Consider the following 24,361-nt stretch of genomic DNA (forward strand, 5'->3'; position numbering starts at 1 on the left):
CTCCGGGTGGGGATGCGGTCAACTCCTCAGGATACGCGGAGGGTGGCGGCCCGCGGCATCCGCCTGCTCCCCGATGTCGACCACGGGAATTCGAGCCCCGGCGCGACTTCCGTGGTCGAAATCGTCGAAGAGGGGCGGGGTCAGCGGGTCGCGGCGACGGCGTCACCGACGAGGGAGGGTCCGGCATACACGACACCGGTGTAGAGCTGCACCAGGTCGGCACCCGCCTCCCTCAGCGCCGCGGCGTCCGCCCCGGTCATGACACCCCCCACGCCGATGAGGGGCAGTGCCGTGAGCGAACGCACCCGGCGCACCACCTCGCGGGCACGCAACCTGAGCGGCGCCCCGGACAGCCCGCCGGACTCCGCCCCGGCACGCTCCCGCTCGGTGAGCGCCACACCGTCGCGCGACAGCGTGGTGTTGGTGGCGATGAGCCCACCGCAGCCCGCCTCGACCGCCACCTCGACGGCCTCCTCCAGCGCCCGGTCCCCGAGGTCCGGCGCCAGCTTGACCAGCACGGGGACGTCCGCCGCTCCCACGACCTCGCCCAGCAGCTCACGCAGCGGCCCCGCGTCCTGCAGCGAGCGTAGCCCCGGGGTGTTCGGCGAGGACACGTTGACCGCGAGGTAGTCCGCGAGACCGGCCAGCTCCCCCACCGACACGAGGTAGTCCGCCACCGCGTCCTCCACGGGCGTGACCTTGCTCTTGCCGATGCTCACCCCCACCGGGATCCGGACCAGCCCGGCCTCGCGGGCCTCGCGCAGCCGGGCCGCGAGGGCGTGGACGCCCTCGTTGTTGAAGCCCATCCGGTTGATCACCGCGCCGCTCTCGGGCAGGCGCACCAGGCGAGGGCGCGGATTGCCCGGCTGCGGCCGGGCGGTGACCGTGCCGAGCTCCACGTGGCCGAAGCCCAGCGTTCCCCAGGTCGCCACCCCGCGCCCGTCCTTGTCCATACCCGCAGCCAGCCCCACCCGGTGCGGGAAGCGCAGCCCGAGCAGCTCGACCTCGGGCCCCGGCTCCACGGCATACCCACCGAATCCGGCGAGCGCCCGCGTGACGGGGGTGCTGCCGAGGACCTGCGCGGCAGCGACGGTGCCGTGGTGGGCGCGCTCGACGTCCAGCCGCCACAGGGCGGGTCGCGCCACGTGACGGTATGCCGTCCGCCCGGCCGAGCGCAGGGCCGCGGCGGTGGCGCGGCGCACGGTCGGCGAGGCTCCGGGATCGGGCATGGAAGCACCCTAGACTGGAGCGGGTGAGCACCCCCAGCCGAGCCGGGGCGACCCCGGCCGAGGACCTGCGGGCCGAGCTGTCCGACCTCACCGCCGTCATCCCGGCCGGTGGCGTCGGGACCCGGCTGTGGCCGCTCTCCCGGAAGGCCTCGCCCAAGTTCCTGCACGACCTCACCGGCAGCGGCCGGTCCCTCCTGCAGGCCACGGCAGACCGGCTGGCGCCGCTCGTGGGCGACCGGATGCTGGTCGTCACCGGCGCCCGGCACGCCGAGGCCGTGCGCGAGCAGCTGCCGCACCTCGGTCCCGCCGACCTGCTGCGCGAGCCGGCCCCGCGCGACTCCATGCCCGCGATCGGGCTGGCGGCCGCGGTGCTGGAGCGGCGCGACCCGGACGCGATCCTCGGCTCCTTCGCGGCCGATCACGTCATCGACGACCAGGAGCTCTTCGCCGAGTGCGTCCGGCAGGCGGTGGTCGCCGCCCGTGCCGGAGCGCTGGTCACGTTGGGCATCCAGCCCACCTATCCCGCGACCGGGTTCGGCTACATCCGCGTCGGCGACACCCGGTCGCTCGCCGAGGCGCCGACCGTCCGGCACGTCCAGGCATTCGTCGAGAAGCCGGAGCGCTCCCGCGCCGAGGACTACCTCGCCGACGGCGACTACCTGTGGAACGCCGGCATCTTCGTCGTCCGCGCGACCACGCTGCTGGACCTGCTCGCCGACGAGCACCCCGAGATGACCCGGCTGCTGCGCCAGATCGCCGCCGACCCGGGCCAGCTCTCCCAGCTGTGGGGGTCGCTGACCAAGATCGCGATCGACCACGCCGTGGCCGAGCCGGCGGCCGAGGCGGGCCGCGTGGCGGTCGTCCCGGCCGGGTTCGGATGGGACGACGTGGGTGACTTCGCCTCGCTGGCCACCCTGCTCGAGGAGAGCACCGAGCACCCAGGGCTGCGGGTGCTCGGGGCGCAGAGCCAGGTCGTCGGCGAGGACACGACGGGCATCGTCGCGGCGCACGGCGGCCGCACCGTGGTGACCCTGGGTCTGCGTGACGTCGTGGTTGTCGACACTCCGGACGCACTGCTCGTGACGACCCGGGACCGCTGCCAGGACGTGCGCTCGGTCGTCGCGACCCTGCAGCGGCTGGGCCGGGAGGACCTGACCTGAGCACCGAACCAGCCCGCCGACCGCCGGACCACCCCACCCGTGGAGCCCGTCGCCGACTCCGCGACGGCATCGGCCATCCGCTCGTCACCCGCCGGTCATCCGACACACCCCCCGACGCCGCCGCCGACTCACCGAGCGCCCCCAGGCTGGAGCACGTGCGGGTCGCGATCGTCACCGAGTCCTTCCTCCCAGCCCTCAACGGCGTCACCACGAGCGTGTGCAAGGTGCTGGAGTGCCTGCGCGCCCAGGGGCACGACGCGCTCGTCATCGCGCCAGGGACCAGCCCGTGGAGCCCGGTGATGACGCCGGAGCACTACGCCGGGTTCCCGGTCCACACGGTGACCAGCGTGCCGGTCCGGCAGTTCCGGGTCGGTCTGCCGTCCTACGAGATCGAGACGGTGCTGCACCGCTTCCGCCCGGACGTCATGCACGTCGCCTCACCCTTCGTCCTCGGCGTCCGCGGCCTCGTCGCGGCGCGGGCCCTCGGCATACCCTCGGTCGCCATCTATCAGACCGACATGCCGTCCTACATCCGGCAGCACGCCGGGCCCGCGGGGGACCTCACGGCGCGGGCCGCCTGGCGCTGGATCCGGCGCATCCACGAGCAGGCCGACCTCACCCTCGCGCCGTCCACCTCGGCGCTCGAGGACCTGGCCGCGCACCAGGTGCCGCGCATCGCGCTCTGGGGCCGCGGTGTCGACTCCGACCTCTTCCACCCCGAGCGACGCGCCGACCCCGGGTCGGTCGCGCTGAAGGAGCGCCTCGCGCCGCGCGGGGAGACCGTGCTGGGGTATGTCGGTCGGCTGGCTCCGGAGAAGGAGCTGCACCGGCTGACCGAGCTCTCCGGTCTGCCCGGCACCCGCCTCGTGCTCGTCGGCGAGGGGCCGAGCCGGGAGATGCTGCAGGCCCAGATGCCCGAGGCGGTCTTCCTCGGGCGGCGCGAGGGGCCGGAGCTGGCCCAGGCCTATGCCGCCTTTGACGTCTTCGTCCACACCGGCACCCGCGAGACCTTCGGCCAGACCCTGCAGGAGGCCTCCGCGGCAGGACTGCCCGTCGTGGCCCCCGGCCGGGGCGGCCCGGTCGACCTCATCGAGGTCGGTCGCACCGGGGATCTGTTCGACCCGGACGTGGCCGGCGCGCTGCGCGCCGCGGTGGAACCGCTGGTCGGTCCGGCGGCCGCCGGACTCCGCGCGGAGATGGGCGCCGCGGGCCGCCGCCGCGTGGAGGAGCGCTCCTGGCCCGCCCTGGTCGACCAGCTGGTCGACCACTACTCCCAGGCCGTGCACGGCGCGACCCGGTCCGTCGCCTGAGCCAGCCGCGCGCCTCACCCGGAGGGGTAGGGTGTCCGCTCGTGAGCCCTGCCGCACTCCCTGACCGGCCGAGCCCCACTCCCGTCGTCGGCGTGGCGCTCCCCGTCCCCGAGCCGTGGGGCTCTCACCTGCAGCGGCTGCGGGTCGGCTACGGCGAGGAGCGCGCCAGGCACATCCCGACGCACATCACCCTGCTGCCGCCGACCCCGGCGGACGACGACGCGGTGGTGGCGCTCGAGGAGCACCTGGCCGAGGTGGCGCGCACCCATGCGCCGTTCGAGGTGCTGCTGCGCGGCACCGGCACCTTCCGGCCCGTCTCGGGCGTCGTCTTCGTGCAGGTCGCCAAGGGGGTGGCCAACTGCGAGCGACTGGAGCGCGCCGTGCGGTCCGGGCCGGTCAGCCGGGCCCTCGACTTCCCCTACCACCCGCACGTCACCCTGGTGCACGACCTGCCCGAGGCCGAGCTCGACCGGGCCTTCCTGGATCTCGCCGGCTTCAGCTGCTCCTACCCTGCTTCCGGCTTCCGGCTCTACGTCCACCACGGCGACGGCGTCTGGCACACCCGGGCGGACTACACCCTCACCGGCTGACGAGTTCGACCACGGCTTCTCGTGCCATGGCGCGACAACCCATGGTGGAATTCCCCGGTCGGCGCCGGCTCAGGGCAGCCGGAAGACCTGGCCGGCGAAGACGAGCTCGGCGTCCTCGATCCCGTTGAGCGCGACGATCTCCTCGACGCTCACGGCATACCGCTGCGCGAGGTCCTCCAGCGTCTCCCCCGGCTGCAGGGTGTGCGTGCGGCGACCGGCTGCCTGGGCCGGCGCCGACGCACCGTCGCCCTCCCGTTCAGCTGCCTCGCCCTCCTCGTGCAGGAACGGCGTCGCGCCCTGGGGCTGATGCCCCTCGTCGGCGGGCCGGGCCCGCCGGTCGCGGGCATCGGTCCGCCCGTTGCGCTGTCCAGGCAACAACTGCCCGGCGCGGCTGCCCGCCGCCTGGAGCGTCTCGCGCACCCGGTCGATAATTCCCATCGCCTACTCCTCGTGCCGTGTCTGGTCCGCCTGCCGCGTCGCGACCGCGACGTCAGCAGGCCCTGGCGTGATGCTAGCGTCGGCCGCAGCGGCGCTGACGCCCCGCCACGCTGGCGCGGGCGCGACGCCCTCGAAGTCCGCCTCGAGGAAGGTCACCCACGTGAACACCCCCGTCAAGGTCGCGGTCACCGGCGCGGCCGGCCAGATCTGCTACAGCCTGCTCTTCCGCATCGCCTCCGGCGAGCTGCTCGGGCCGGACACCCCGGTGGAGCTGCGTCTGCTGGAGATCACCCCGGCGCTGGGCGCGCTCGAGGGGGTCGTCATGGAGCTCGACGACTCCGCCTTCCCGCTGCTCGCCGGTGTCGAGACCGGCGACGACCCCAACGTCGTCTTCGACGGCGTCAACGTCGCCCTGCTCGTGGGCGCCCGCCCGCGGAGCAAGGGTATGGAGCGCGGTGACCTCCTCGAGGCCAACGGCGCCATCTTCACGGCCCAGGGCAAGGCGCTCAACGACCACGCCGCCGACGACGTCCGGGTGACGGTGACCGGCAACCCGGCCAACACCAACGCGCTCATCGCGATGAGCAACGCCCCCGACATCCCGACCGAGCGCTTCTCCGCCCTGACCCGGCTGGACCACAACCGGGCGATCGCCCAGCTGGCCCAGAAGGTCGGCTCCCCCGTCACGGACATCAGCCACATGACGATCTGGGGCAACCACTCGGCCACGCAGTATCCCGACCTGTTCCACGCCCAGGTCGGCGGGCGCAACGCCGCCGAGGCCGTGGGCGACCAGACCTGGATCGAGGACACCTTCATCCCGACGGTCGCCAAGCGCGGCGCCGCGATCATCGAGGCCCGCGGCTCCTCCTCCGCGGCCTCCGCGGCGTCGGCGACGATCGACCACACCCGCGACTGGCTGCTCGGCTCACCCGAGGGCGACTGGGTCTCGATGGCGGTGCGGTCGGACGGCTCCTACGGCGTCGAAGAGGGGCTCATCAGCTCCTTCCCCGTCACCACGCGCGACGGGAACTGGGAGATCGTCCAAGGCCTCGAGATCGACGACTTCTCCCGCGGCAAGATCGACGCCTCGGTGGCCGAGCTCTCCGAAGAGCGCGCGACGGTCACCGACCTCGGCCTCGTCTGACGACGCGTCGTCCCCCGCTCAGCTCAGCCTGACCGAGAGCCTGGTCTGTCCGCTCCGGCAGCCGAGGCTCTCGGTCAGGGGGAGCCCAGGCGCAGGGTCGAGGAGAGGACGGCGATCGCCAGGCCGAGGGTCAGGAGCGTGAGCACGTCGACGACCCGACCTCGCACCACCAGACCGCCGGCGCGATCTGCGGGGAGCATCGCCCGCAGCAGGGCGAGCAGCAGGAGGGTCGCGCCGACGGCATACCCGTAGGCACGCAGGTTCTGCGACACGAGGAGCAGACCGGCGAGCACGACGCCGACCACGCCCACCCACCAGACGCCCAGCGGCTGGCGCGGGGCGCCGGAGATCGACCCGGTCTCCTCGGGGTCGGTGCTCACGCGTCGGGGGCCGCCCCCGCCGCGGCCCGCTCCGCAGCCTCGACGACGTTGGTCAGCAGCATCGCCCGTGTCATCGGTCCCACCCCGCCCGGATTGGGCGTGAGCCAGCCCGCGACCTCGGCGACGTCGGGATGCACGTCACCGGCGATCTTGCCCTCGCGCCGCGCGACGCCAACGTCGAGCACGGCAGCACCCGGCTTGACCATGTCCGGCGTGATGAGGTCCGGCACGCCCGCGGCGGCGACGACGACGTCGGCCCGCCGAGTGTGCGCCGCCAGGTCGCGCGTGCCGGTGTGGCAGAGGGTGACCGTGGCGTTCTCGCTGCGTCGGGTGAGGATGAGACCCAGCGGGCGACCGACCGTCAGACCGCGCCCGATGACGACGACCTCCGCGCCGGCCAGCGGCACGTCATACCGCCGCAGCAGCTCGACGCACCCGATCGGTGTGCACGGCAGCGGCGCCGGCTCGTTCATGACCAGCGAGCCGAGGTTGGTCGGGTGCAGCCCGTCGACGTCCTTGGTGGGGTCGACCCGGGAGAGGATCGCGAACTCGTCGAGCCCGGTCGGCTGCTGGACCAGGAAGGCGGTCACCGCGGGGTCGGCGTTGAGTTCGTCGACGGCGCCGAGCACCTCGTCCTGGCCCGTGCCTGCCGGCAGGTCCCGCCGGATCGAGGCGATGCCGATCTCGGCACAGTCCTTGTGCTTGGCGCCGACGTACCACGCGCTCGCCGGGTCGTCCCCCACGAGCACCGTCGCGAGCCCCGGCACGACACCCCGCTCGGCGAGGGCCTCGACCCGCCCCCGCAGCTCGTCCTTGATCGTGGCCAGCTGGGCCCTGCCGTCGAGGGTCGTCGCGCTCATGGACGGGAGTCTAGGGGGCGTCCGCAGCCCGGCTCGCCCGCCCCGCCCGGCATGTCCGCTGCTCGGGTATGCCGTCCCTCACCACCGCACGGACCGTCCAGGTCGGCGCCCGGTCGGGTCTCGGGACTCACTCCCAGTCGATCTGCTCGTCGGCGTCGAAGCTGATGTCGACGAGCAGCTCGCCGGCGAGCCGCTCGAGCGCGGCCCGCAGGCCGGAGACGTCGGCGTCCTCGGGCGCGCGCACGCTGGCGCGGGCCGCGAAGAGGTCGCCCCCGGCCTGCGGGGCCGGGACGACCTTGGTCTGCAGGTCCTCGACGGACACCCGTTGCTCCGCCAGGACCCCCGTGATCTCCTTGACGATCCCAGGCCGGTCGTTGCCCACGAGATCGAGGTGGAAGGAGGGCCGCGACGCCGAGGCATCGGCAGCCTCGGCCGTGATCGAGTCGGCGGTGTGGACCGTGGTGTCCAGGACCCCCGTGAGCCCCTCGAGCGCGGCGCTCAGCTCCCCCGCCCGCTCGTCGGGCACCTCCACGGTCACGATGCCGGCGAACTTGCCGGCCAGCTCGGCCAGCTGGCTGCGCCCCCAGCTGCCTCCATGCTCCGCGACCACGTCGGCGAGCGCGCTCACCAGGCCGGGGCGGTCGTCTCCGATGACGGTGATCACGAGGGTCGCCATGGCACGAGCGTAACGGTGGTCGATCTGCGGGACGAGGGCGGTCAGGCACGGACGCGGGCGGCGACCCGCGCCCGCCGTCGCGCCAGCGCCGCCCAGACCGAGGCCACCAGGGTGACGCCGACACCCAGCAGCAGTTGCGGCCCCAGCAGGGCCCCACCCCCGGGCGCCAGCGCGTCGAGCGCCACCCCGACGGCCAGCTGGGTGGTCACCGTGACCAGCACGAAGACGAGCACCGGCAGGTGCTGCACCGCCCAGGCCGACAGCACGATGAAGACGATCCCGAGCACTCCCCCGCTCCACGCCCACCACGGCAGGTCCGCGTTCACCGGCCCCGGCATGCGCCCCGCGGCCGGGACGGTGAGAGCGCCGAGGACGGCCAGGGTGGCGCTGCCGAATGTCTGCCACCACCGTGGCCGCCCCGAGGGCCCCCAGGTCGCCCGCCCGCTCGCCGTTGGCCCGTGACTGCAGCGGCGCAACCGCAGACGGCGGCAGCCAGCAGCGGGGTCAGCAGAGGCGGTTCGCCCGGCTGCCGCCCCGCGTCAGTGGGCAAAGTGGCGGGTGCCCGTGACATACATCGTCACGCCGGCCTCCTGCGCCGCGGTGACGACCTCCTCGTCCCGGATCGACCCGCCCGGGGCCACCACGGCCCGCACCCCCGCGTCGAGCAGCACCTGCAGCCCGTCGGCGAAGGGGAAGAAGGCGTCCGAGGCAGCCACGGCACCGGCGGCCCGCTCGCCTGCCCGGCGCACCGCCAGCTGGCACGAGTCCACCCGGTTGACCTGCCCCATACCGACCCCGACGGAGGCACCGTCGCGGGCGAGCAGGATCGCGTTGGACTTGGTGGCGCGCACGGCGCGCCAGGCGAACTGCAGGTCGGCGAGCGTGGCGTCGTCGGCGGGGTCACCCGCCACGAGGCGCCACCGGGCGGCGGCGTCGCCGCCACCCTCCACCTCGGCGTCGATCGCGTCCACGGCCTGCACGAGCAGGCCGCCGTCGACGGCGCGCGTCTCGAGGCCACCGGTCCGCGGCGAGGCGACCCGCAGCAGCCGCAGGTTCTTCTTGGCACCGAGCACCTCGAGCGCGCCGGGCTCGAAGTCCGGGGCCACGACGACCTCGGTGAAGACGTCGGCGACCTGCCGGGCCATCGCCTCGGTCACCGGCCGGTTGGTCGCGATGATGCCGCCGAAGGCCGAGACCGGGTCGCACGCGTGCGCCTTGGCGTGCGCGTCGGCGATGTCGGCGCCGACCGCGATCCCGCACGGGTTGGCGTGCTTGATGATCGCGACCGTCGGCTGGTCGCCGTGGTCGTGGGCGGCGCGCCGGGCGGCGTCGGCGTCGACATAGTTGTTGAACGACATCTCCTTGCCGCCGAGCTGCTCGGCCTGGGCCAGCCCGGGGGTCGGCTGGTGGCCGTTCGTATAGAGCGCCGCGCGCTGGTGCGGGTTCTCGCCGTAGCGGAGCACGGCGGCGCGGTCCCAGGTCGCGCCGATCCAGTGGGGGAAGTCGCTGCCGTCGGGCCGGTGATCCGTGTCAGGCACCGTGGGCGCGTGCGCCACCATCCACGAGGCGACGGCGACGTCATACGTCGCGGTGTGGACGAACGCCTGCGCGGCCAGCGCGATGCGCTGATCGAGGGTGAAGCCGCCCGAGGCAGCCGCCTCCAGGACCTCGGGGTATGCCGTGGGGCTCGTGACGACGGCGACGCTGCGGTGGTTCTTCGCCGAGGCGCGCACCATCGAGGGCCCCCCGATGTCGATCTGCTCGACGCACTCGGCCGGCGACGCACCGGAGGCGACCGTGTCGGCGAAGGGATAGAGGTTGCAGACGACGAGGTCGAAGCCCTCCACGCCCAGCTCCTCCAGCTGACGCAGGTGCTCGGCGTTGGTCGTGTCGGCGAGCAGGCCGGCGTGCACCCTGGGGTGCAGGGTCTTGACCCGGCCGTCGAGGCACTCCGGGAAGCCGGTCAGCTCCTCGACCCGGGTGACCGGGATCCCCAGGCTCTCGATGCGGGCGGCGGACCCACCCGTGGAGACGAGGGCGACGCCGTGCTCGTGCAGGCCGGTGACCAGCTCGTCCAGCCCGGCTTTGTCGTAGACCGAGACCAGGGCGCGGCGGATCGGACGACGCTCGTCGGGGGTGGGGGTGGTGGACTCGGGCGTGCTGGGGCTGCTCACGTGGGTCGCTCCTGGGTGCGCTCCGACGGTTGGGGCCGTCGACGGACGGTGCGGACACCCAGGCGGGCGATGCCCGACGTGTGCACTCCCCGGTGGTTGTCCCACCTGCGCCAGTCGTGTGCGGCCAGTCTAGCGACGCCCCCGCCGCATTCGACCACGGGTTCTCGCGCCATGGCGACACTTCCCGTGGTCGAATTCTACGGTCGGGCGGAGGTCCTGCTCAGCGGCGCGCGAGCCCGGGGAGCGCCGCCACGAGCAGCTCGCGCTCGGCGACCTTGATCCGCTCGTGCAGGCTCTCCTCGGTGTCGTCGGGCCGCACCTCGACGGCCCGCTGCGCCAGGATCGGGCCGGAGTCGACGCCCGCATCGACCTCGTGCAGCGTGCACCCGGTGACCGTCACCCCGTGCGCGAGGGCGTCGCGCACCCCGTGCGCCCCCGGAAAGCTCGGGAGCAGCGCTGGGTGGGTGTTCACGACCCGCTGTGTCGCCAGCACGGCTGGTCCCAGGATCTTCATGAAGCCCGCCGAGAGCACCAGGTCGGGGCGGTATGTCGCGATCTGGTCCGCGAGCGCGGCGTCCCAGGCCGCCCGGTCGGGGTGGTCCTGCACCTGGGCGACGAAGGTCGGTATGCCGCGGCGCCGGGCCCGCGCGAGCCCCTCGATCCCCTCCCGGTCGGCTCCGACAGCGACGACCTGCACGGCATACCCGGGATCGGCGGAGGCCTCCAGCACGGCCTCGAGCAGCGTGCCGGACCCGGACACGAGGGCCACGACGCGGGCGGGGCTCCGGTCAGCACTCACGGCGCGCGAGTCTACGCCGTTTTCGACCGTGTCCTTTTGTGCCATGGCACGAAAGGACATGGTCGAAATCGGGGAGGGGACGGCTCAGAGGCGGCGACGGGTGAGGTGCAGGAGGCTCATCACGAGGATCCCGCCCACCGCGAGCTCGGCGAGCAGCAGCCCCGCGACCCGCCACGGCTCGACGCCCACGGTGCCGAGCAGGCCCGGGGTCAGCCCACCGGTGGCCAACCAGGACAGCACGAGCACGACGACAGACACCATCGCGCAGGAGGCCAGGGTGATCCGGGCCTTGGTCCACCACGACGCCAACCGGGAGGCCGAGCCGGCGCTACGGTAGCCGATCCAGCACCCGGCCACGAGGGGCACGAGCGCCATGGCCCACATCCCGGTGGGCAGCGCGCCCGGCTCGGGCAGCACGCCGAGAACAGGCAGCAGCGGCAGGTCACCGGGGGTGGACTGCTCCCACCCGACGTGCACGGTGCCCACCGTGACCCCCGACCCCGTGAGCCACCCGAGCGACCAGACCATGAGGTTAGGCAGGGCCAGCAGCTGACCCACCGTGAGCACGCCGGTGCCGACGACCCCCGCGTCGAGGGAGCCGTAGAGCGTGAAGATCCGCTCGCCGCGGATGAGCAGCAGGCCCAGCACGAGCAGGAAGGTCACGGCGGCCAGCCCGACCAGGACCTCGATGGCGGGCGGGGCGGCGCGGCGCACGAGGACCGGTGCGCGCCCCTCGACCCAGGCCAGGCCGGCGTCTACGGCGGGGTGCTCCTCACGCCGGTGCTCACCCCACCACACCAGGGCGACGGCGACCAGCGGCACGAGCACCGCTCCTGGCACCAGGCTCGGCAGGCGCACCGGCGCGATGCCGAAGCTGGCCGCGTGCGCCACCAGCAGCCCGGTGCCCAGATAGCCCAGCACGAAGGCGGACGCGTCCGAGCCTCCCAGGGCCGACCACGCCGAGCGCCAGCCGCCGATCCGCGGCACCCGGCCCGCGAGGTGGGGACGGGCGAGGACGACCTGGCGAGCGGCATACCAGCACAGCAGGAGGGGCAGGGCGGTGAGCAGCAGCGGCGCGAGCACGACCACGGCGTCAGGCGTCGTGACCTGGGCGCGGTGCGCCAGCGCCCACACGTCGATCGAGACGCCGATGGTCTGCCAGAAGGTGGCGCTGCTGCGCGGGTCCACGACCCAGGCGAGCACAGTGGGCAGGGCGACCGCGATGACGCCGACCGCCACGCAGACGGCCCCGGCGACCGAGGCGCCGAGGAGTTCCCCCAGTCGTCGCAGGGTCAGGGTCGGGCGGGACGCCACGAGGTCGTGCTCGTCGCCCCGCTCGGCCCGTCGATCGTTGGCCCGCTCCACCACAGTCATCGCGACCATCGTCACCGATGGGACGGAAGGGACCTGGGAGGCGCGCCGCTGGGCTCGCCCTGCACACGCGAGCGCCCCTCGCATCCGCCGGGCAGGCGGACGGGAGGGGCGCTGGACGGGAGTCTGCTCAGCCGAGGCCGGCGACGATCTCCTTCATGAGCTCGGCGGTCTCGGTGGGCGTCTTGCCGACCTTGACTCCGGCAGCCTCGAGGGCCTCCTTCTTGGCCTCGGCGGTGCCGCTGGAGCCCGAGACGATGGCGCCGGCGTGCCCCATCGTCTTGCCCTCGGGCGCGGTGAAGCCGGCGACGTAGCCGACGACCGGCTTGGTGATGTGCTCCTTGATGTAGGCCGCGGCCCGCTCCTCGGCGTCACCGCCGATCTCGCCGATCATGACGATCGCCTCGGTGTCGGGGTCGTCCTCGAAGGCCTGCAGGCAGTCGATGTGCGTCGTGCCGATGACGGGGTCACCGCCGATGCCGACCGCGGTGGTGAAGCCGATCTCGCGCAGTTCGTACATCATCTGGTAGGTCAGCGTGCCCGACTTCGACACCAGGCCGATCCGACCCGGCCCGGTGATGTCGGCCGGGATGATGCCGGCGTTGGACTGCTCCGGGCTGATGAGGCCCGGGCAGTTGGGACCGATGATGCGGGTGCCGCCCTTGTCCTGCGCGTAGGCGAAGAACTCCGCGGTGTCCTGCACCGGCACGCCCTCGGTGATGACGACGGCCAGCGGCATCCCGGCGTCGACCGCCTCGACGACGGCCGCCTTGGTGAAGGCCGGGGGCACGAAGAGCACGGAGACGTTGGCCCCCGTGGCCTCCATGGCCTCGGCGACGGAGCCGAAGACCGGCACCTGCACGCCGTCCTCGAAGTCGACGGTCTGCCCGGCCTTGCGCGGGTTCACCCCGCCGACGACGGCGGTGCCGGAGCGCAGCATCCGCTGGGTGTGCTTCATACCCTCGGAGCCGGTCATGCCCTGCACGATGACCTTGGAGTCGTGGTTCAGAAAGATCGCCATAGTGGTCTTCTACTTCTCTCTCGGGAGGTCGTGCGGGTCAGTTGGCGGCGAGCTCGGCGGCCTTGCGGGCGGCGCCGTCCATGGTCTCCTCGATGGTGACCAGCGGGTGGGCGGCCTTGGCGAGGATGGCGCGGCCCTCCTCGACGTTGTTGCCGTCGAGGCGGACGACGAGCGGCTTGGTGGCGTCGTCGCCGAGGATCTCCAGGGCCTTGACGATGCCGTTGGCAACCGCGTCGCAGGCGGTGATGCCGCCGAAGACGTTGACGAAGACCGACTTCACCTGCTCGTCGCCGAGGATGACGTCGAGTCCGTTGCTCATCACCTCGGCGGACGCGCCGCCGCCGATGTCGAGGAAGTTCGCCGGCTTGGCCTTGCCACCGGTGTGGTCCTCGCCGGCGTAGGCGACGACGTCGAGCGTCGACATGACCAGCCCGGCGCCGTTGCCGATGATGCCGACGTTGCCGTCGAGCTTGACGTAGTTGAGGCCCAGCCCCTTGGCCTTGGCCTCCAGCGGGTCGGCGGAGGCGGCGTCCTCGAGGGAGCCGTGGTCCTCGTGCCGGAAGTCGGCGTTGCCGTCGAGGGTGACCTTGCCATCGAGCGCCAGCACCTGGCCGTCCTCGGTCGTGACCAGTGGGTTGACCTCGACGAGCGTGGCGTCCTCGTTCTTGTAGACGTCCCACAGCCGCACCAGCACCGGGGCGATCGCGTCCACGTCGCCGCTGTCGAAGCCGGCCTGCTCCAGGATCTCCCGGGCCTTCGCGTCGTCGATGCCGGTGTTGGCGTCCACCGCGACCCGCGCCAGCGCCTCGGGGCGCTCCTCCGCGAGGGTCTCGATGTCCATCCCGCCCTCCTTGCTGCACATGGCCAGCAGCGAGCGGTTGGCGCGGTCCAGCAGCAGCGAGAAGTAGTACTCCTCGGCGATCTTGGCGCCCTGCGCGATCATGACCGCGCCGACGGTGTGGCCCTTGATGTCCATGCCGAGGATCTGTCCGGCGGCGTCCTCCGCCTCCTGCGGGCTCTTGGCGAGCTTGACTCCACCAGCCTTGCCCCGTCCGCCGACCTTGACCTGGGCCTTGACGACCACGACACCGCCGCTCTGCGCGCCGATGCGCTCGGCCGCAGGCCCCGCGTCGGACGCCTCGGTGACGACCTCGGCCGCCAGCACGGGCACGTCGTGCTTCTCGAAGAGGTCACGTGCCTGGTATTCGAACAGATCCACGGTGTCGCTTCCCGTCTGTCGGTGGTCGTCTGCACTGCTCCGGTATGCCGCCCGCCGAGTCGCCGGGATCCCTCCCGGAGCCGTCGGTGGCCCTGCGCCGCACACTATCGCAGCGGGTCCCGTCCGCTCCCACGACGCCAGCCCCGATGACCGCGGCGCGACCAGGCCCCGTCGTCGTGGCCCTCCGTTTCCTGGCGGTCCCGTGGTGGGCAAGGCCCTCCGGCCCCACGCTCACTCGCCGGCCCCGCGGTTGGCGGGTATCCCCACTGCTGCATCGGTGGGGCTTGCCAGGGAACGTGGGGCCGGCCGGCAACCGTGGGGCTCCCCGCGAGACGTGGAGCGGCCAGGCACCCGTGGGGCTTCCCAGGAAGTGTGGGGCTGCCCAGGCGGGACTGGCCGGTCGAGTGAGCTCAGAGCTTGACCAGGGGCGCGACCCGGACCAGGAGCCGCTTGACCCCGGCCTCACCGAAGTCGACGTGGGCCATGGTGTGCTTGCCGGTGCCCTCGACACGGACCACGGTGCCCATACCGAAGCTGTCGTGGCTGACCTTGTCGCCGGCTGACAAGCCCGCGAGCTCGGCCTCCTCGGCGTCGCTGCGCGCCCGCTTGGCCGCGCTCCCCCGCGGGTCCAGCCGGACCGCCGCGGGACGACCGCCACCGCTGGCCCCACCCCCGGAGCCGTAGCCACCCGCACCGCCGCGACCACCGGCATACCCGCCGGACCAGCCCAGCCCCAGACCCTCGGACGCGGAGCGCCGTCCCGTCATGCTCATCCGGTCGGAGTCCGTGCGCTCCCAGGTCACGAGGTCCTCGGGGATCTCGTCGAGGAAGCGGGAGGCCGGGAACCACTGCGGGGCCCCGAAGGACGCGCGGCTCCCGGCCCGCGACAGGTGCAGCTGCTCGCGCGCCCGGGTGATGCCGACATAGGCCAGCCGGCGTTCCTCCTCCAGCTCGCTCGGGTCGTCCAGGCTGCGCTGGTGCGGGAAGGTGCCGTCCTCGAGGCCGGTGAGGAAGACGACGGGGAACTCCAACCCCTTGGCGGTATGCAGTGTCATCAGCGTGACGACACCCTGCTCCTCCCCCGTGCCCGGGCCCTGCTCCCCCTCGGGGATCTCGTCGGCGTCCGCGACGAGGGAGACCTGCTCGAGGAAGTCGACCAGCCCACCCTCGGGGTAGTTGTCGTCGAACTCCCGGGCCACCGTGACCAGCTCCTGGAGGTTTTCCACCCGGGTCTCGTCCTGCGGGTCGTGGCTGGCCCGCAGCTCGGCGAGGTAGCCGGTGCGCTCCAGGATGGCCTCGAGCAGGTCGCCGATACCGGTGCCCTCCTGCCCGGCGAGGTCGCCCAGCCCTTCCAGGAGCGCGGTGAAACCCTCGATCGCCGCGACCGAGCGCGAGGCGATCCCGGGGGCGTCGCCGGCGCGTCCGAGCGCGGCCACGAAGGCGATCCGCTCCCGCTCGGCGAGCGCGCCCACCGCCGCGACGGCCCGGTCGCCGATGCCGCGCTTGGGGGTGTTGAGGATGCGCCGCAGGTTGACGTCGTCGGCCGGGTTGGCGATGACGCGCAGGTAGGCCAGGGCGTCCTTGATCTCCCGGCGCTCGTAGAAGCGCGTGCCCCCGACGACCTTGTAGGGCAGCCCGGTCCGGACCAGCACCTCCTCCAGCGCCCGCGACTGGGCGTTGGTGCGGTAGAAGACGGCGACGTCGCCGGGACGGACGCCCCGCTCGTCGGCGAGCTCGTCGATCCGCCGCGCGACGAACGACGCCTCGTCGTGCTCGCTGTCGGCGACGTAGCCCACGATCGCCTGCCCCGCCCCCTCGTCGGTCCACAGCCGCTTCTCCCGACGCTTCGGGTTGCGCGCGATGACGGCGTTGGCGGCCTGCAGGATGGTCGCCGTCGAGCGGTAGTTCTGCTCCAGCAGGATGGTCCGGGCCTGCGGGTAGTCCTCCTCGAACTCCACGATGTTGCGGATCGTGGCGCCGCGGAAGGCGTAGATCGACTGGTCGGCGTCGCCGACGACGCACAACTCGGCCGGCGGCAGCTCGCGGGTCCCGCCGTCGACGATGTCGCCCCACACGCCGACCAGCTCGCGCACGAGGGCGTACTGCGCGTGGTTGGTGTCCTGGTATTCATCCACCATGACGTGCCGGAACCGGCGCCGGTAGTGCTCGCGCACGGCCGGGAAGGCGCGCAACAGGTGCACGGTGGTGGAGATGATGTCGTCGAAGTCCAGCGCGTTGGCCGCCCGCAGCCGGCGCTGGTACATCGTGTAGGCGTCCGACACCTTCTGCTCGTAGCTGTTCGACCCGACGGCCGCCGCGAAGGCCTCCTCGTCGATGAGCTCGTTCTTGGCGTTCGACACCTTGGCGAGGAAGGCGCGGGCGGGATAGCGCTTGGGGTCCAGATCGAGGTCGCGGATGACCAGGCCCATGAGGCGCTGGCTGTCGGCGGCGTCGTAGATGGAGAACGAGCTCTTCAGCCCCGCGGTGGTCGCCTCGCGTCGCAGGATGCGGACGCAGGCCGAGTGGAAGGTCGAGACCCACATCGCCTTGGCCCTCGGCCCGACCAGCGCACCGACCCGCTCACGCATCTCCGCGGCGGCCTTGTTGGTGAAGGTGATCGCCAGGATCTGTCCGGGGTGCACGTGCCGCTCGGCGAGCAGGTAGGCGATCCGGTGGGTGAGCACGCGCGTCTTGCCCGAGCCGGCCCCGGCGACGATGAGCAACGGGCTGCCCTCGTGGGTGACCGCCTCGCGCTGCGGCTCGTTGAGCCCGGCCAGCAGCTCGGCCACCGAGGGTCCCGCAGGTCCGCGACGCGCGCCCCCGGAGGTGTCCGCAGCACCACCGTGGCCCTGGCCCGGGCCGGTCCCCGACTCACCCGGGTCCTCCCCCGCCACCGCCCAGGCGGGCACACCCCGCTCGTCGACCGCGTCCGCCGCGCGCGCAGGGTCGGCGTGGCCGCTGGCCGCACCCGAGCTCAGGGAGGGCACGGGCGCGTCGAAGGGGAGGTGGTCGAAGAGGCCGCTCATCGCGACCCATCCTAGGCAGCGGCACCGACGTGCCCCGTCCGGTCGTCCACAGCCCGGCGCCTACCCTGGTGGGGTGACCCCCGCCCTCCTGCCCGTCGCCGCCGGCGGCGCGGCGACCTCCCCGAGCTCGGCCTACCTGGACCCCCCGACCCTGGTCCTGCTGCTCGGCGGGATGGCGATCGCGCTGCTGTGCCTCGTCGCGGGCCTCAACGGCCGACCGCCGGGCCGGGTCACCGTCGGGGTCACGATGCTGCTCCAGGCCGGCGTCGTCGCCTACGTCGCGAGCTACCTCGGTCGCCAGGTCGGCGGCGCCAGCCCGGTCGGCCCGACCTGGGAGCTGTGGGCCTACCTCGTGACGATCCTGCTGCTCCCCGCGCTCGCGCTCATCTGGGCGCAGCAGGAGCGCACCCGCTGGAGCACGTTCGTGCTCGCGGTGGCCGCCTTCGTCGTCGCCGTCATGGGCGCGCGCTCCGCGCAGATCTGGTATGGCGTGGGGATGGTCCCCGCGTGAGCCCCACCGCGCACGCCGGTGACCGTCGGCACGGGCCGGGCCGGGTCATCCTGGCGCTCTACCTCGTGTTCGTCATCGGCACCGTCTCCCGCTCCGCGGCGCAGATCTCGACTCGCTTCGACGAGGCACCGCTGGCCTACTCCCTGTCCGCGTTCGCCGCCGCCGTCTACGTCGTCGCCCTGGTCTCGCTCGCCCTGCGCGGGCGCCGCGCCTGGTGGGTGAGCCTGGTGGCCCTGTCGGTGGAGCTCGCGGGAGTGCTCGTCGTCGGCGCCTGGAGCTACCTCGCGCCGGAGATGTTCCCCGACGCCACGGTCTGGAGCCACTTCGGGCAGGGCTACCTCTTCATCCCGCTCGTCCTTCCGATCGTCGGTCTCTGGTGGCTCCTGTCGCCGCGCGGGGCGCGCGCGGGCGTGGCGGGTCCCGGCCCCGACCGTGGTCCGGCTGCCATCATGGGGAGGGACGAGGGGACGACGACGTGAGGTGGCGGCGGTGAGCGACGTGCGAGACCTGCCCCACACCCTCGACGACGGCGACGGCACTGGCCCCGCGACCCCGGCGCTGCGCCGGCTCACCTGGCGCGACGCGCTCAGCTCCGTCCTCGGCCTCGTGCTCGTGGTCGTGCTCATCGCCTTCGGCCTGCCGCACTTCCTCGGCACGAGCTGGGCCGAGATCGGCACCCAGCTGGCCCGGGTCCGGCCCGGCACCGCCCTGGCGATGGCCGGGCTGCTGCTCGGAGGGCTGCTCTGCTACACCTGGGTGCTCATCGGCTCGCTGCCCGGGCTGCGCCACCTGCAGGCGCTCAAGGCCAACGCCGTCTCCTCCCTCGTCGCCAACGTGCTGCCCCTCGGCGGCGCGCTCGGCCTCGCGCTGACCTTCCTCATGTTCCGCACCTGGGATTTCCGGAAGCGGGAGATCTCGAGCTCGCTCCTGGTCACCGGCCTGTGGAACGTCCTGGCCCGGATCGCCCTGCCCGTCATCGGCTGCCTCGTCTTCGTCGCCGGCCCGGTCGACGCCCCCCAGGTGGTGGTGCGTGGGGCCTGGGTCGCCGGACTCGTCGGGGCCGCGCTCATCGTCGTGTCCTCGGTCATGATCTTCTCCGACCGAGTGGCCGCAGGGGTCTCCCGCGTCCTGCACGCGGTCCTGGCCCCCTTCAGCGCCACGGTGCGCCAGGGCCGTGGCATCGACCACGTCATCACCGACCAGCGACGCCGGATCGAGTCGGTGGTCCGCTCCGGAGGCCTCCGGATGACGCTGGGCATGGTCGGCATGTTCGCCCTTCTCTTCGGGCTCTACTGGCTCGCGGCGCGCGTCGTCGGCCTCGAGGTCTCCCTGGCCGCGCTCCTGTGCGCCTACACCTTCCGGCAGCTGCTCACGGTCTTCGCCGTGACTCCCGGGGGCCTGGGCATCACCGAGGTCGGCACTGCCGGCCTGCTCGTCCTGCTCGGCGGGGACGCCGGTGCGGCGTCGGCGACGGCCCTGCTCTACGCGATCTACGCGCACCTGCTGGTCGTGCCCGTCGGCGTCCTCGCGCTGGCCTCCTGGTGGTTCGGACCCGGCGGGACGGCGCTCCGGACGCAGGCTTAGGAGCCGAGCAGCCTGCGCACCTGAGCGTCGTGGGCCTCGCGGGCGATGCTGTCGTCGATCTCTCCGGGGGCCCACTCCCCCGTCGCGCGGGTCGCGGCGATCTCCAGCAGGCCGTCGGCGAGCGCCGGGTTGGCCGGCAGGATCGGCCCGTGCAGGTAGGACGCGACGACGTTGCCGGTCCGCGCGCCCTCGTGCCCGTCGGTGCCGTTGTTGCCGATCCCGTGCCGCACCCGCCCGAACGGCTGCTGCCCTTCGCCCAGCTCGGTGGACCCGGAGTGGTTCTCATAGCCCACCACGGACCCGAAGCCGGTCTCCAGGACCACCGGGCCGATCATCCGCTCGGCGTTGCCGCGGGTGGTGACGTCGAGGATGCCCAGACCCGGGAGCCGCTGCCCCTCCACGGTGATGAAGGCCTGCCCGAAGAGCTGGTACATCCCACAGATCATGAGCATCGGCAGTCCGTCCGCGGCGAGCTCGCGCAGCCGGTCGGCGTGGGCCGCGAGGTCCTCGGTGACCCGCACCTGACCGCTGTCCTGACCGCCTCCGCCCAGGAGGATGTCGGCCCGCTCCGGCCACGGCGCTCCCGGGTGGTGGTCGTGGACGACCGGGCGGTAGCCGTGCCAGCGCAGCCGGGCCGCCAGGCAGCGGGTGTTGCCCAGGTCGCCGTAGATGCTCATCTCGCGGGGGTACAGATGGACGACGTGGACCTCGCCCTTGTCGGGGGGGACGTCGGCCATGGCGGCGACGTCGTCGGGCAGCGCCACCGTGGTCTCGGGTCGCCCGGTCTCCTCGCTCATGCGTCGGGGTCCTCTCCGAAGCGGGCCAGCCCGAACTGGTCGGCCAGCCGCCGTCGCAGGTGCATCATGGCGGTGTAGGTGCAGAAGATGCGCATCGGCTCGCCCTGGTGCTCTGCCAGGAAGCGGTCGAGCGCGGCATCGAGGTCCGGCTCGACGGCGGCGACCTCGACCCCGTCGTAGCGCAGCCGCAGCGCCATGTCGTAGCCGCGTACGCCCGACGTCAGCGCCACCCCCCGCTCGCGCAGCGACTCGAAGGACACGTCATACAGCCAGGAGACGTCCCGACCGTCGGCGTAGTTGTCGTTGATGGCGACCATCGTCGCGACCGGCTCGGCGCCGTAGGTGCCGAGCGCGACGGTGAAGCCGGCCGGGTTCTTGACCAGGACGAGCTCGAGCGGGGTGCCGCCGGCGTCGATGACCTCGCCCCGGCCGAAGGGAGGCGCGACCCGCTCCAGGGCGCGCGCCGCCGCGTCGACGCGGAAGCCGGTGCCCAGCAGATGATGCGCCATCGCGGTCGCGGCGGTGGCGTTGATCATCGCGGCCAACCCCCGCTGGCGCAGCGTCACCGGCCCGACGTCTCCCTCCCCGCCCGCGCCCGGGAAGCGGACCGTGAAGGCCCGCCCGTCCTCGGCCGGGAGCAACAGCGCTGCGGCGGCCCGCTCCGCGGTGTCCAGCGCCGGCGCCGGCCCGTCCTCGGCGCGGACGTCCGCCTCCTGCAGCTCGGGCAGCCGGTCGGCGATGCTGGGGTCGACCCCGAACCAGCCGACCGCCACGCCCTCGCCTACGTGGCTGCGGATCCGGGAGATGAAGGAGTCGTCGGCGTTGAGGACGACCCCGTCGGTGGTCTGCTCGGCCAGGGTGGTGAGCAGTCGCGCGGTGTGGTCGATCTCGGCGAAGCGGTCGAGCTGGTCGCGGGCGACGTTGAGCAGCAGCGCGTGCGTCGGCGGCACCTGCGCGGCGAAGTGCAGGGCGTGCGCCTCGTCGAGCTCCACGACGGCGACGTCCGCCTCCAGCCGGCCGGAGAGCCCCACCTCACCCAGCAGCGAGGAGATCACGCCGCGGGTGAAGTTCGACCCGGTCGGGTTGGTGAAGACCCGCAGCCCGTGGGCGCGCAGCAGCGCCACGACCATCTTGGTCGTGGTGGTCTTGCCGTTGGTGCCGCTCACCACGACCACCCCGCGCGGCAGCGACCCGAGGGTATGCCGCAGCACGGCCGGATCGATCCGCTCGGCGACGAGCCCGGGCAGCGCCGAGCCGCCGCCGCGCAGGCGGGAGGTCGTGCGCGCCGCCTTGCCAGCGGCCAGGGCGAGGGTGGTCCTCACTCCCATTCGATCGTCCCCGGCGGCTTGCTGGTGACGTCGAGCGCCACGCGGTTGACCTCTTCCACCTCGTTGGTGATCCGGGAGGAGATCCGGGCGAGCACGTCGTAGGGCAGCCGGGTCCAGTCGGCGGTCATGGCGTCCTCGGAGGAGACCGGCCGCAGCACGACCGGGTGGCCGTAGGTGCGACCGTCGCCCTGGACACCCACCGAGCGGACGTCGGCCAGCAGGACGACCGGACACTGCCAGATGTCGCGGTCCAGACCGGCGGAGGTGAGCTCCTCACGGGCGATGGCGTCGGCCCGGCGCAGGATGGCCAGCCGCTCGCCGGTCACCTCGCCGATGATCCGGATGCCCAGGCCCGGGCCCGGGAAGGGCTGGCGCCACACGATGCCCTCCGGCACGCCCAGCTCGAGGCCGACCTGGCGCACCTCGTCCTTGAAGAGGGTGCGCAGCGGCTCGACGAGCTGGAACTGCAGGTCCTCGGGCAGGCCACCCACGTTGTGGTGGCTCTTGATGTTGGCCGCGCCCGTGCCCCCGCCGGACTCGACGACGTCGGGGTAGAGCGTGCCCTGCACCAGCCAGCGCACCGGGTGGTCTCCGTCACCGTCCTCCCCGGCGCCCGGGTCGTGGGCTCGGACGATGTCGCGCGCCGCCTGCTCGAAGACCCGGATGAACTCGCGACCGATGATCTTGCGCTTCTCCTCCGGGTCGGCCACCCCGGCCAGGGCTCCGAGGAACCGCTCGCGCGCGTCCACGACGACCAGGTCGACCCCGGTGGCGTCGACGAAGTCGGTCTCGACCTGCTCGGCCTCACCCTCACGCAGCAGCCCGTGGTCGACGAAGACACAGGTGAGCTGATCGCCGACGGCGCGCTGCACGAGAGCCGCGGCGACCGAGGAGTCGACCCCGCCGGAGAGACCGCAGATGACGCGGTCGGACCCGATCTGCTCCCGCGCCTGCTCCACGAGCTGGTCGGCGATGGAGCTGCTGGTCCAGCTCGGGGTCAGCCCCGCACCCTGGACGAGGAAGTTGACCAGCACCTCCTGGCCGTGCGCGGAGTGCAGCACCTCCGGGTGCCACTGGACGCCGTAGAGCCGTCGCTCGTCGTCCTCGAAAGCGGCGACGGGCGCTCCCGGTGTGCGGGCGGTCACCGCGCAGCCCGACGGTGCCTCGGTCACGGCGTCACCGTGACTCATCCACACCACCTGCTGCTCCGGCTGACCCGCGAAGAGCGTCGAGGGCGGCCCCGCGACGGTCGCGTCGGTCTGGCCGTACTCCCGGCTGCCGGTCCGCTCCACCGTGCCGCCGAGTGCGCGGGCCATCGCCTGGAAGCCGTAGCAGATACCCAGCACCGGCACCCCGGCCGTGACCACGGCCTCCTCCAGACCGGGTGCGCCGTCGGCATACACCGACGCCGGTCCCCCGGAGAGGATGATCGCGGCCGGGTCCTTGGCGAGCATCTCGGCGGCCGGCATGGTGTGCGGCACGATCTCGCTGTAGCAGTCGGCCTCACGGACCCGCCGGGCGATGAGCTGGGCATACTGCGCGCCGAAGTCGACGACGAGCACCGGACGCGCGTCGAGAGAGGGTGCCGAGGTCACGCGGCAACCCTACCGGCGGTCGACCCCTGGCCCTCCATGCCCTCGATCTGGGTCAGGGCGTCGCGCGCGACCCGGTGCTCCACCCAGAACGACAGGAAGGGGACGCACCCGGCGAGCATGACGCCGACCATCTTCCCCAGGCCCCAGCGCAGCTCGAAACCCAGCAGTGCCGTGGCCACGAGGTAGACCATGTAGACCCAGCCGTGCGGGGAGGGCCACCAGGCCAGCAGGTGGTTGTCGAAGCCGTAGCGCAGCACCATGTGCGCCACGAGCAGCAGCAGACCGAGGCCGACGACGAAGGCCATCACGCGGAAGAAGGCGAGCTTGGCGCGGGGGGTCATGGACGGGGCTCCTTCTGCAGGTATGCGGTGTCTCGGGTCTCGCCCGCGGGGGCGGGTCGGGCGGTGGGGTCCGGCTCCTGCTCCTCGCGGCGCGTGGCGTCGCGCAGGAACCGGTAGTACATGTAGATCGCGAACCCGGCGAAGACGAACCACTGCAGGCCGTAGCCCAGGTTGCGCCAGACGATGCCGCTCTCGCCGAAGACCGGCGGCGGCACCGGCCGCACCGCTGCGGCGGTCAGCGTCGGCTCCTCCTCCACGAGAAACATGAAGGCGTTGTAGATCGGCTCGTCCCAGTCGTTGGCCAGGTCGGCGGTGTCGATCGACCCGCGCTGCCCGGCCGGGAGACCGGACGGCCCCGGCGACTCCCCCGGGGCCAGCGTGCCGGTGACCGTGACGTCGTCGCCGGTCGGGGTGTCGGCCTGCACGGGATCGGTGACGAACCCGCGCACGACCGCGAGCAGCGCCCCCTCCCCGGAGGCAGCGGTGTGCAGCGGGGTCACGACCCAGTAGCCCTCCGTCCCCTCGAGCAACCGGTCCGGGACGAGGAACTGCAGGTCTGCGGCATACCGCCCCGTCGCCCGGACCGACAGGCCCGCCCCGTCGGCGGGGAACTCCTCGTGCGGCGCGGTGACCTCCCCGAGCGGCTCGGTGGGCCGGGCCGCCTGGGTCTGGGCGAGCTCCCGGGAGGCGGCGTTGGAGCTCACCCCGAGCTGCCACATCCCGAGCTGGTAGAACGCGACCACCACGACGACGAGCACGGCCAGCAGGGCCAGCCAGGCCGGCTTGAGGGCGGTGCGGATCACCG

General features: G+C 73.1%; 24 protein-coding genes and 1 riboswitch. Of the genes, 7 read left to right on the plus strand and 17 right to left on the minus strand.

Annotated elements, in window-relative coordinates; genetic code table 11:
- Nucleotides 1-140: 140 nt before the first annotated feature.
- Complete coding sequence (locus tag AC5PYY_RS15445; RefSeq protein ID WP_493897665.1) at nt 141-1,229, minus strand: quinone-dependent dihydroorotate dehydrogenase; 1,089 nt, start codon at nt 1,227-1,229, stop codon at nt 141-143.
- A 23-nt stretch (nt 1,230-1,252) separates the two neighbouring features.
- Here AC5PYY_RS15445 and AC5PYY_RS15450 point away from each other — a divergent pair, with 23 nt between their 5' ends.
- The 3 genes from AC5PYY_RS15450 to AC5PYY_RS15460 all read left to right on the plus strand — a co-directional run bounded on the left by AC5PYY_RS15450 (nt 1,253) and on the right by AC5PYY_RS15460 (nt 4,289).
- Nucleotides 1,253-2,389: a mannose-1-phosphate guanylyltransferase gene (locus AC5PYY_RS15450; protein WP_493897666.1), complete on the plus strand. Its 1,137-nt coding sequence runs from the start codon at nt 1,253-1,255 to the stop codon at nt 2,387-2,389.
- A 155-nt stretch (nt 2,390-2,544) separates the two neighbouring features.
- Nucleotides 2,545-3,699: a glycosyltransferase family 4 protein gene (locus AC5PYY_RS15455; protein WP_493897667.1), complete on the plus strand. Its 1,155-nt coding sequence runs from the start codon at nt 2,545-2,547 to the stop codon at nt 3,697-3,699.
- Between the two features lie 41 nt (nt 3,700-3,740).
- A complete protein-coding gene (locus AC5PYY_RS15460; RefSeq protein ID WP_493897668.1) occupies nt 3,741-4,289 on the plus strand; it encodes a 2'-5' RNA ligase family protein in 549 nt (182 codons plus the stop codon).
- Between the two features lie 69 nt (nt 4,290-4,358).
- Here AC5PYY_RS15460 and AC5PYY_RS15465 read toward each other — a convergent pair whose 3' ends face one another.
- A complete protein-coding gene (locus tag AC5PYY_RS15465) occupies nt 4,359-4,727 on the minus strand; it encodes a LysM peptidoglycan-binding domain-containing protein (protein ID WP_493897669.1) in 369 nt (122 codons plus the stop codon).
- 160 nt (nt 4,728-4,887) lie between these two features.
- Between AC5PYY_RS15465 and AC5PYY_RS15470 the strand changes: the two genes are divergently transcribed.
- The gene (locus tag AC5PYY_RS15470; RefSeq protein WP_493897670.1) at nt 4,888-5,874 is read left to right on the plus strand and encodes a malate dehydrogenase; all 987 of its coding nucleotides are present in this window, start codon (nt 4,888-4,890) and stop codon (nt 5,872-5,874) included.
- Between the two features lie 74 nt (nt 5,875-5,948).
- Here the strand turns inward: AC5PYY_RS15470 and AC5PYY_RS15475 are convergent, their stop codons facing one another.
- From AC5PYY_RS15475 to pcrA, 10 genes are all read right to left on the minus strand, one after another.
- Complete coding sequence (locus AC5PYY_RS15475) at nt 5,949-6,254, minus strand: DUF3017 domain-containing protein (RefSeq protein WP_493897671.1); 306 nt, start codon at nt 6,252-6,254, stop codon at nt 5,949-5,951.
- Nucleotides 6,251-7,114 carry a bifunctional methylenetetrahydrofolate dehydrogenase/methenyltetrahydrofolate cyclohydrolase gene (locus AC5PYY_RS15480; RefSeq protein ID WP_493897672.1) on the minus strand — a complete coding sequence of 288 codons (864 nt, stop codon included), beginning with the start codon at nt 7,112-7,114 and terminating at the stop codon, nt 6,251-6,253. The genes AC5PYY_RS15475 and AC5PYY_RS15480 overlap by 4 nt, the downstream gene beginning before the upstream one ends.
- A gap of 127 nt (nt 7,115-7,241) precedes the next feature.
- On the minus strand, nt 7,242-7,790 hold the full coding sequence (locus tag AC5PYY_RS15485) for a glycine cleavage system transcriptional repressor (RefSeq protein WP_493897673.1): 549 nt from the start codon (nt 7,788-7,790) through the stop codon (nt 7,242-7,244).
- A 41-nt stretch (nt 7,791-7,831) separates the two neighbouring features.
- Nucleotides 7,832-8,266: a DMT family transporter gene (locus tag AC5PYY_RS15490; protein ID WP_493897674.1), complete on the minus strand. Its 435-nt coding sequence runs from the start codon at nt 8,264-8,266 to the stop codon at nt 7,832-7,834.
- A 63-nt stretch (nt 8,267-8,329) separates the two neighbouring features.
- Nucleotides 8,330-9,964 carry a bifunctional phosphoribosylaminoimidazolecarboxamide formyltransferase/IMP cyclohydrolase gene (purH, locus tag AC5PYY_RS15495; RefSeq protein WP_493897675.1) on the minus strand — a complete coding sequence of 545 codons (1,635 nt, stop codon included), beginning with the start codon at nt 9,962-9,964 and terminating at the stop codon, nt 8,330-8,332.
- A gap of 49 nt (nt 9,965-10,013) precedes the next feature.
- Nucleotides 10,014-10,092: riboswitch (ZMP/ZTP riboswitch) on the minus strand.
- A gap of 92 nt (nt 10,093-10,184) precedes the next feature.
- Nucleotides 10,185-10,763 (minus strand): phosphoribosylglycinamide formyltransferase, encoded by a 579-nt coding sequence (purN, locus tag AC5PYY_RS15500; RefSeq protein WP_493897676.1) that lies wholly within the window; start codon nt 10,761-10,763, stop codon nt 10,185-10,187.
- Between the two features lie 84 nt (nt 10,764-10,847).
- Entirely contained in the window at nt 10,848-12,137 is a 1,290-nt protein-coding gene (locus AC5PYY_RS15505) for a cell division protein PerM (RefSeq protein WP_493897677.1), read from the minus strand.
- A 127-nt stretch (nt 12,138-12,264) separates the two neighbouring features.
- Entirely contained in the window at nt 12,265-13,155 is an 891-nt protein-coding gene (gene sucD, locus AC5PYY_RS15510) for a succinate--CoA ligase subunit alpha (RefSeq protein ID WP_493897678.1), read from the minus strand.
- 37 nt (nt 13,156-13,192) lie between these two features.
- Entirely contained in the window at nt 13,193-14,374 is a 1,182-nt protein-coding gene (sucC, locus tag AC5PYY_RS15515) for an ADP-forming succinate--CoA ligase subunit beta (RefSeq protein WP_493897679.1), read from the minus strand.
- Between the two features lie 410 nt (nt 14,375-14,784).
- Nucleotides 14,785-17,400: a DNA helicase PcrA gene (gene pcrA / locus AC5PYY_RS15520; RefSeq protein ID WP_493897680.1), complete on the minus strand. Its 2,616-nt coding sequence runs from the start codon at nt 17,398-17,400 to the stop codon at nt 14,785-14,787.
- A gap of 73 nt (nt 17,401-17,473) precedes the next feature.
- Between pcrA and AC5PYY_RS15525 the strand changes: the two genes are divergently transcribed.
- The 3 genes from AC5PYY_RS15525 to AC5PYY_RS15535 are packed head-to-tail and all read left to right on the plus strand — an operon-like array spanning nt 17,474 to nt 19,495.
- Nucleotides 17,474-17,911 carry a hypothetical protein gene (locus AC5PYY_RS15525; protein ID WP_493897681.1) on the plus strand — a complete coding sequence of 146 codons (438 nt, stop codon included), beginning with the start codon at nt 17,474-17,476 and terminating at the stop codon, nt 17,909-17,911.
- Complete coding sequence (locus AC5PYY_RS15530) at nt 17,908-18,390, plus strand: hypothetical protein (RefSeq protein WP_493897682.1); 483 nt, start codon at nt 17,908-17,910, stop codon at nt 18,388-18,390. Before AC5PYY_RS15525 ends, AC5PYY_RS15530 begins: the two co-directional genes overlap by 4 nt.
- A 10-nt stretch (nt 18,391-18,400) precedes the next feature.
- Nucleotides 18,401-19,495, plus strand: coding sequence for a lysylphosphatidylglycerol synthase transmembrane domain-containing protein (locus AC5PYY_RS15535; RefSeq protein ID WP_493897683.1), 1,095 nt, complete (start codon nt 18,401-18,403; stop codon nt 19,493-19,495).
- Here AC5PYY_RS15535 and AC5PYY_RS15540 read toward each other — a convergent pair.
- The 5 genes from AC5PYY_RS15540 to AC5PYY_RS15560 are packed head-to-tail and all read right to left on the minus strand — an operon-like array spanning nt 19,492 to nt 24,359.
- On the minus strand, nt 19,492-20,292 hold the full coding sequence (locus AC5PYY_RS15540; protein WP_493897684.1) for a type 1 glutamine amidotransferase: 801 nt from the start codon (nt 20,290-20,292) through the stop codon (nt 19,492-19,494). The genes AC5PYY_RS15535 and AC5PYY_RS15540 overlap by 4 nt on opposite strands.
- Entirely contained in the window at nt 20,289-21,614 is a 1,326-nt protein-coding gene (locus AC5PYY_RS15545) for a MurT ligase domain-containing protein (protein ID WP_493897685.1), read from the minus strand. Before AC5PYY_RS15545 ends, AC5PYY_RS15540 begins: the two co-directional genes overlap by 4 nt.
- Nucleotides 21,611-23,215, minus strand: a complete 1,605-nt coding sequence (gene guaA / locus AC5PYY_RS15550; RefSeq protein WP_493897686.1) for a glutamine-hydrolyzing GMP synthase — start codon at nt 23,213-23,215, stop codon at nt 21,611-21,613. Before guaA ends, AC5PYY_RS15545 begins: the two co-directional genes overlap by 4 nt.
- On the minus strand, nt 23,212-23,556 hold the full coding sequence (locus AC5PYY_RS15555; RefSeq protein ID WP_493897687.1) for a DUF3817 domain-containing protein: 345 nt from the start codon (nt 23,554-23,556) through the stop codon (nt 23,212-23,214). Before AC5PYY_RS15555 ends, guaA begins: the two co-directional genes overlap by 4 nt.
- Nucleotides 23,553-24,359 (minus strand): SURF1 family protein, encoded by an 807-nt coding sequence (locus AC5PYY_RS15560; protein WP_493897688.1) that lies wholly within the window; start codon nt 24,357-24,359, stop codon nt 23,553-23,555. Before AC5PYY_RS15560 ends, AC5PYY_RS15555 begins: the two co-directional genes overlap by 4 nt.
- Nucleotides 24,360-24,361 lie beyond the last annotated feature (2 nt).

Source organism: Serinicoccus sp. JS2-9, from assembly GCF_059025165.1.

Coding starts and splice junctions, on each gene's coding strand:
- AC5PYY_RS15485 (WP_493897673.1), bottom strand. CDS start 7,790: ATGGCGACCCTCGTGATCACCGTCATCGGAGACGACCGCCCCGGCCTG.
- AC5PYY_RS15480 (WP_493897672.1), bottom strand. CDS start 7,114: ATGAGCGCGACGACCCTCGACGGCAGGGCCCAGCTGGCCACGATCAAG.
- AC5PYY_RS15465 (WP_493897669.1), bottom strand. CDS start 4,727: ATGGGAATTATCGACCGGGTGCGCGAGACGCTCCAGGCGGCGGGCAGC.
- AC5PYY_RS15445 (WP_493897665.1), bottom strand. CDS start 1,229: ATGCCCGATCCCGGAGCCTCGCCGACCGTGCGCCGCGCCACCGCCGCG.
- AC5PYY_RS15505 (WP_493897677.1), bottom strand. CDS start 12,137: ATGACTGTGGTGGAGCGGGCCAACGATCGACGGGCCGAGCGGGGCGAC.
- sucD (WP_493897678.1), bottom strand. CDS start 13,155: ATGGCGATCTTTCTGAACCACGACTCCAAGGTCATCGTGCAGGGCATG.
- AC5PYY_RS15540 (WP_493897684.1), bottom strand. CDS start 20,292: ATGAGCGAGGAGACCGGGCGACCCGAGACCACGGTGGCGCTGCCCGAC.
- AC5PYY_RS15555 (WP_493897687.1), bottom strand. CDS start 23,556: ATGACCCCCCGCGCCAAGCTCGCCTTCTTCCGCGTGATGGCCTTCGTC.
- pcrA (WP_493897680.1), bottom strand. CDS start 17,400: ATGAGCGGCCTCTTCGACCACCTCCCCTTCGACGCGCCCGTGCCCTCC.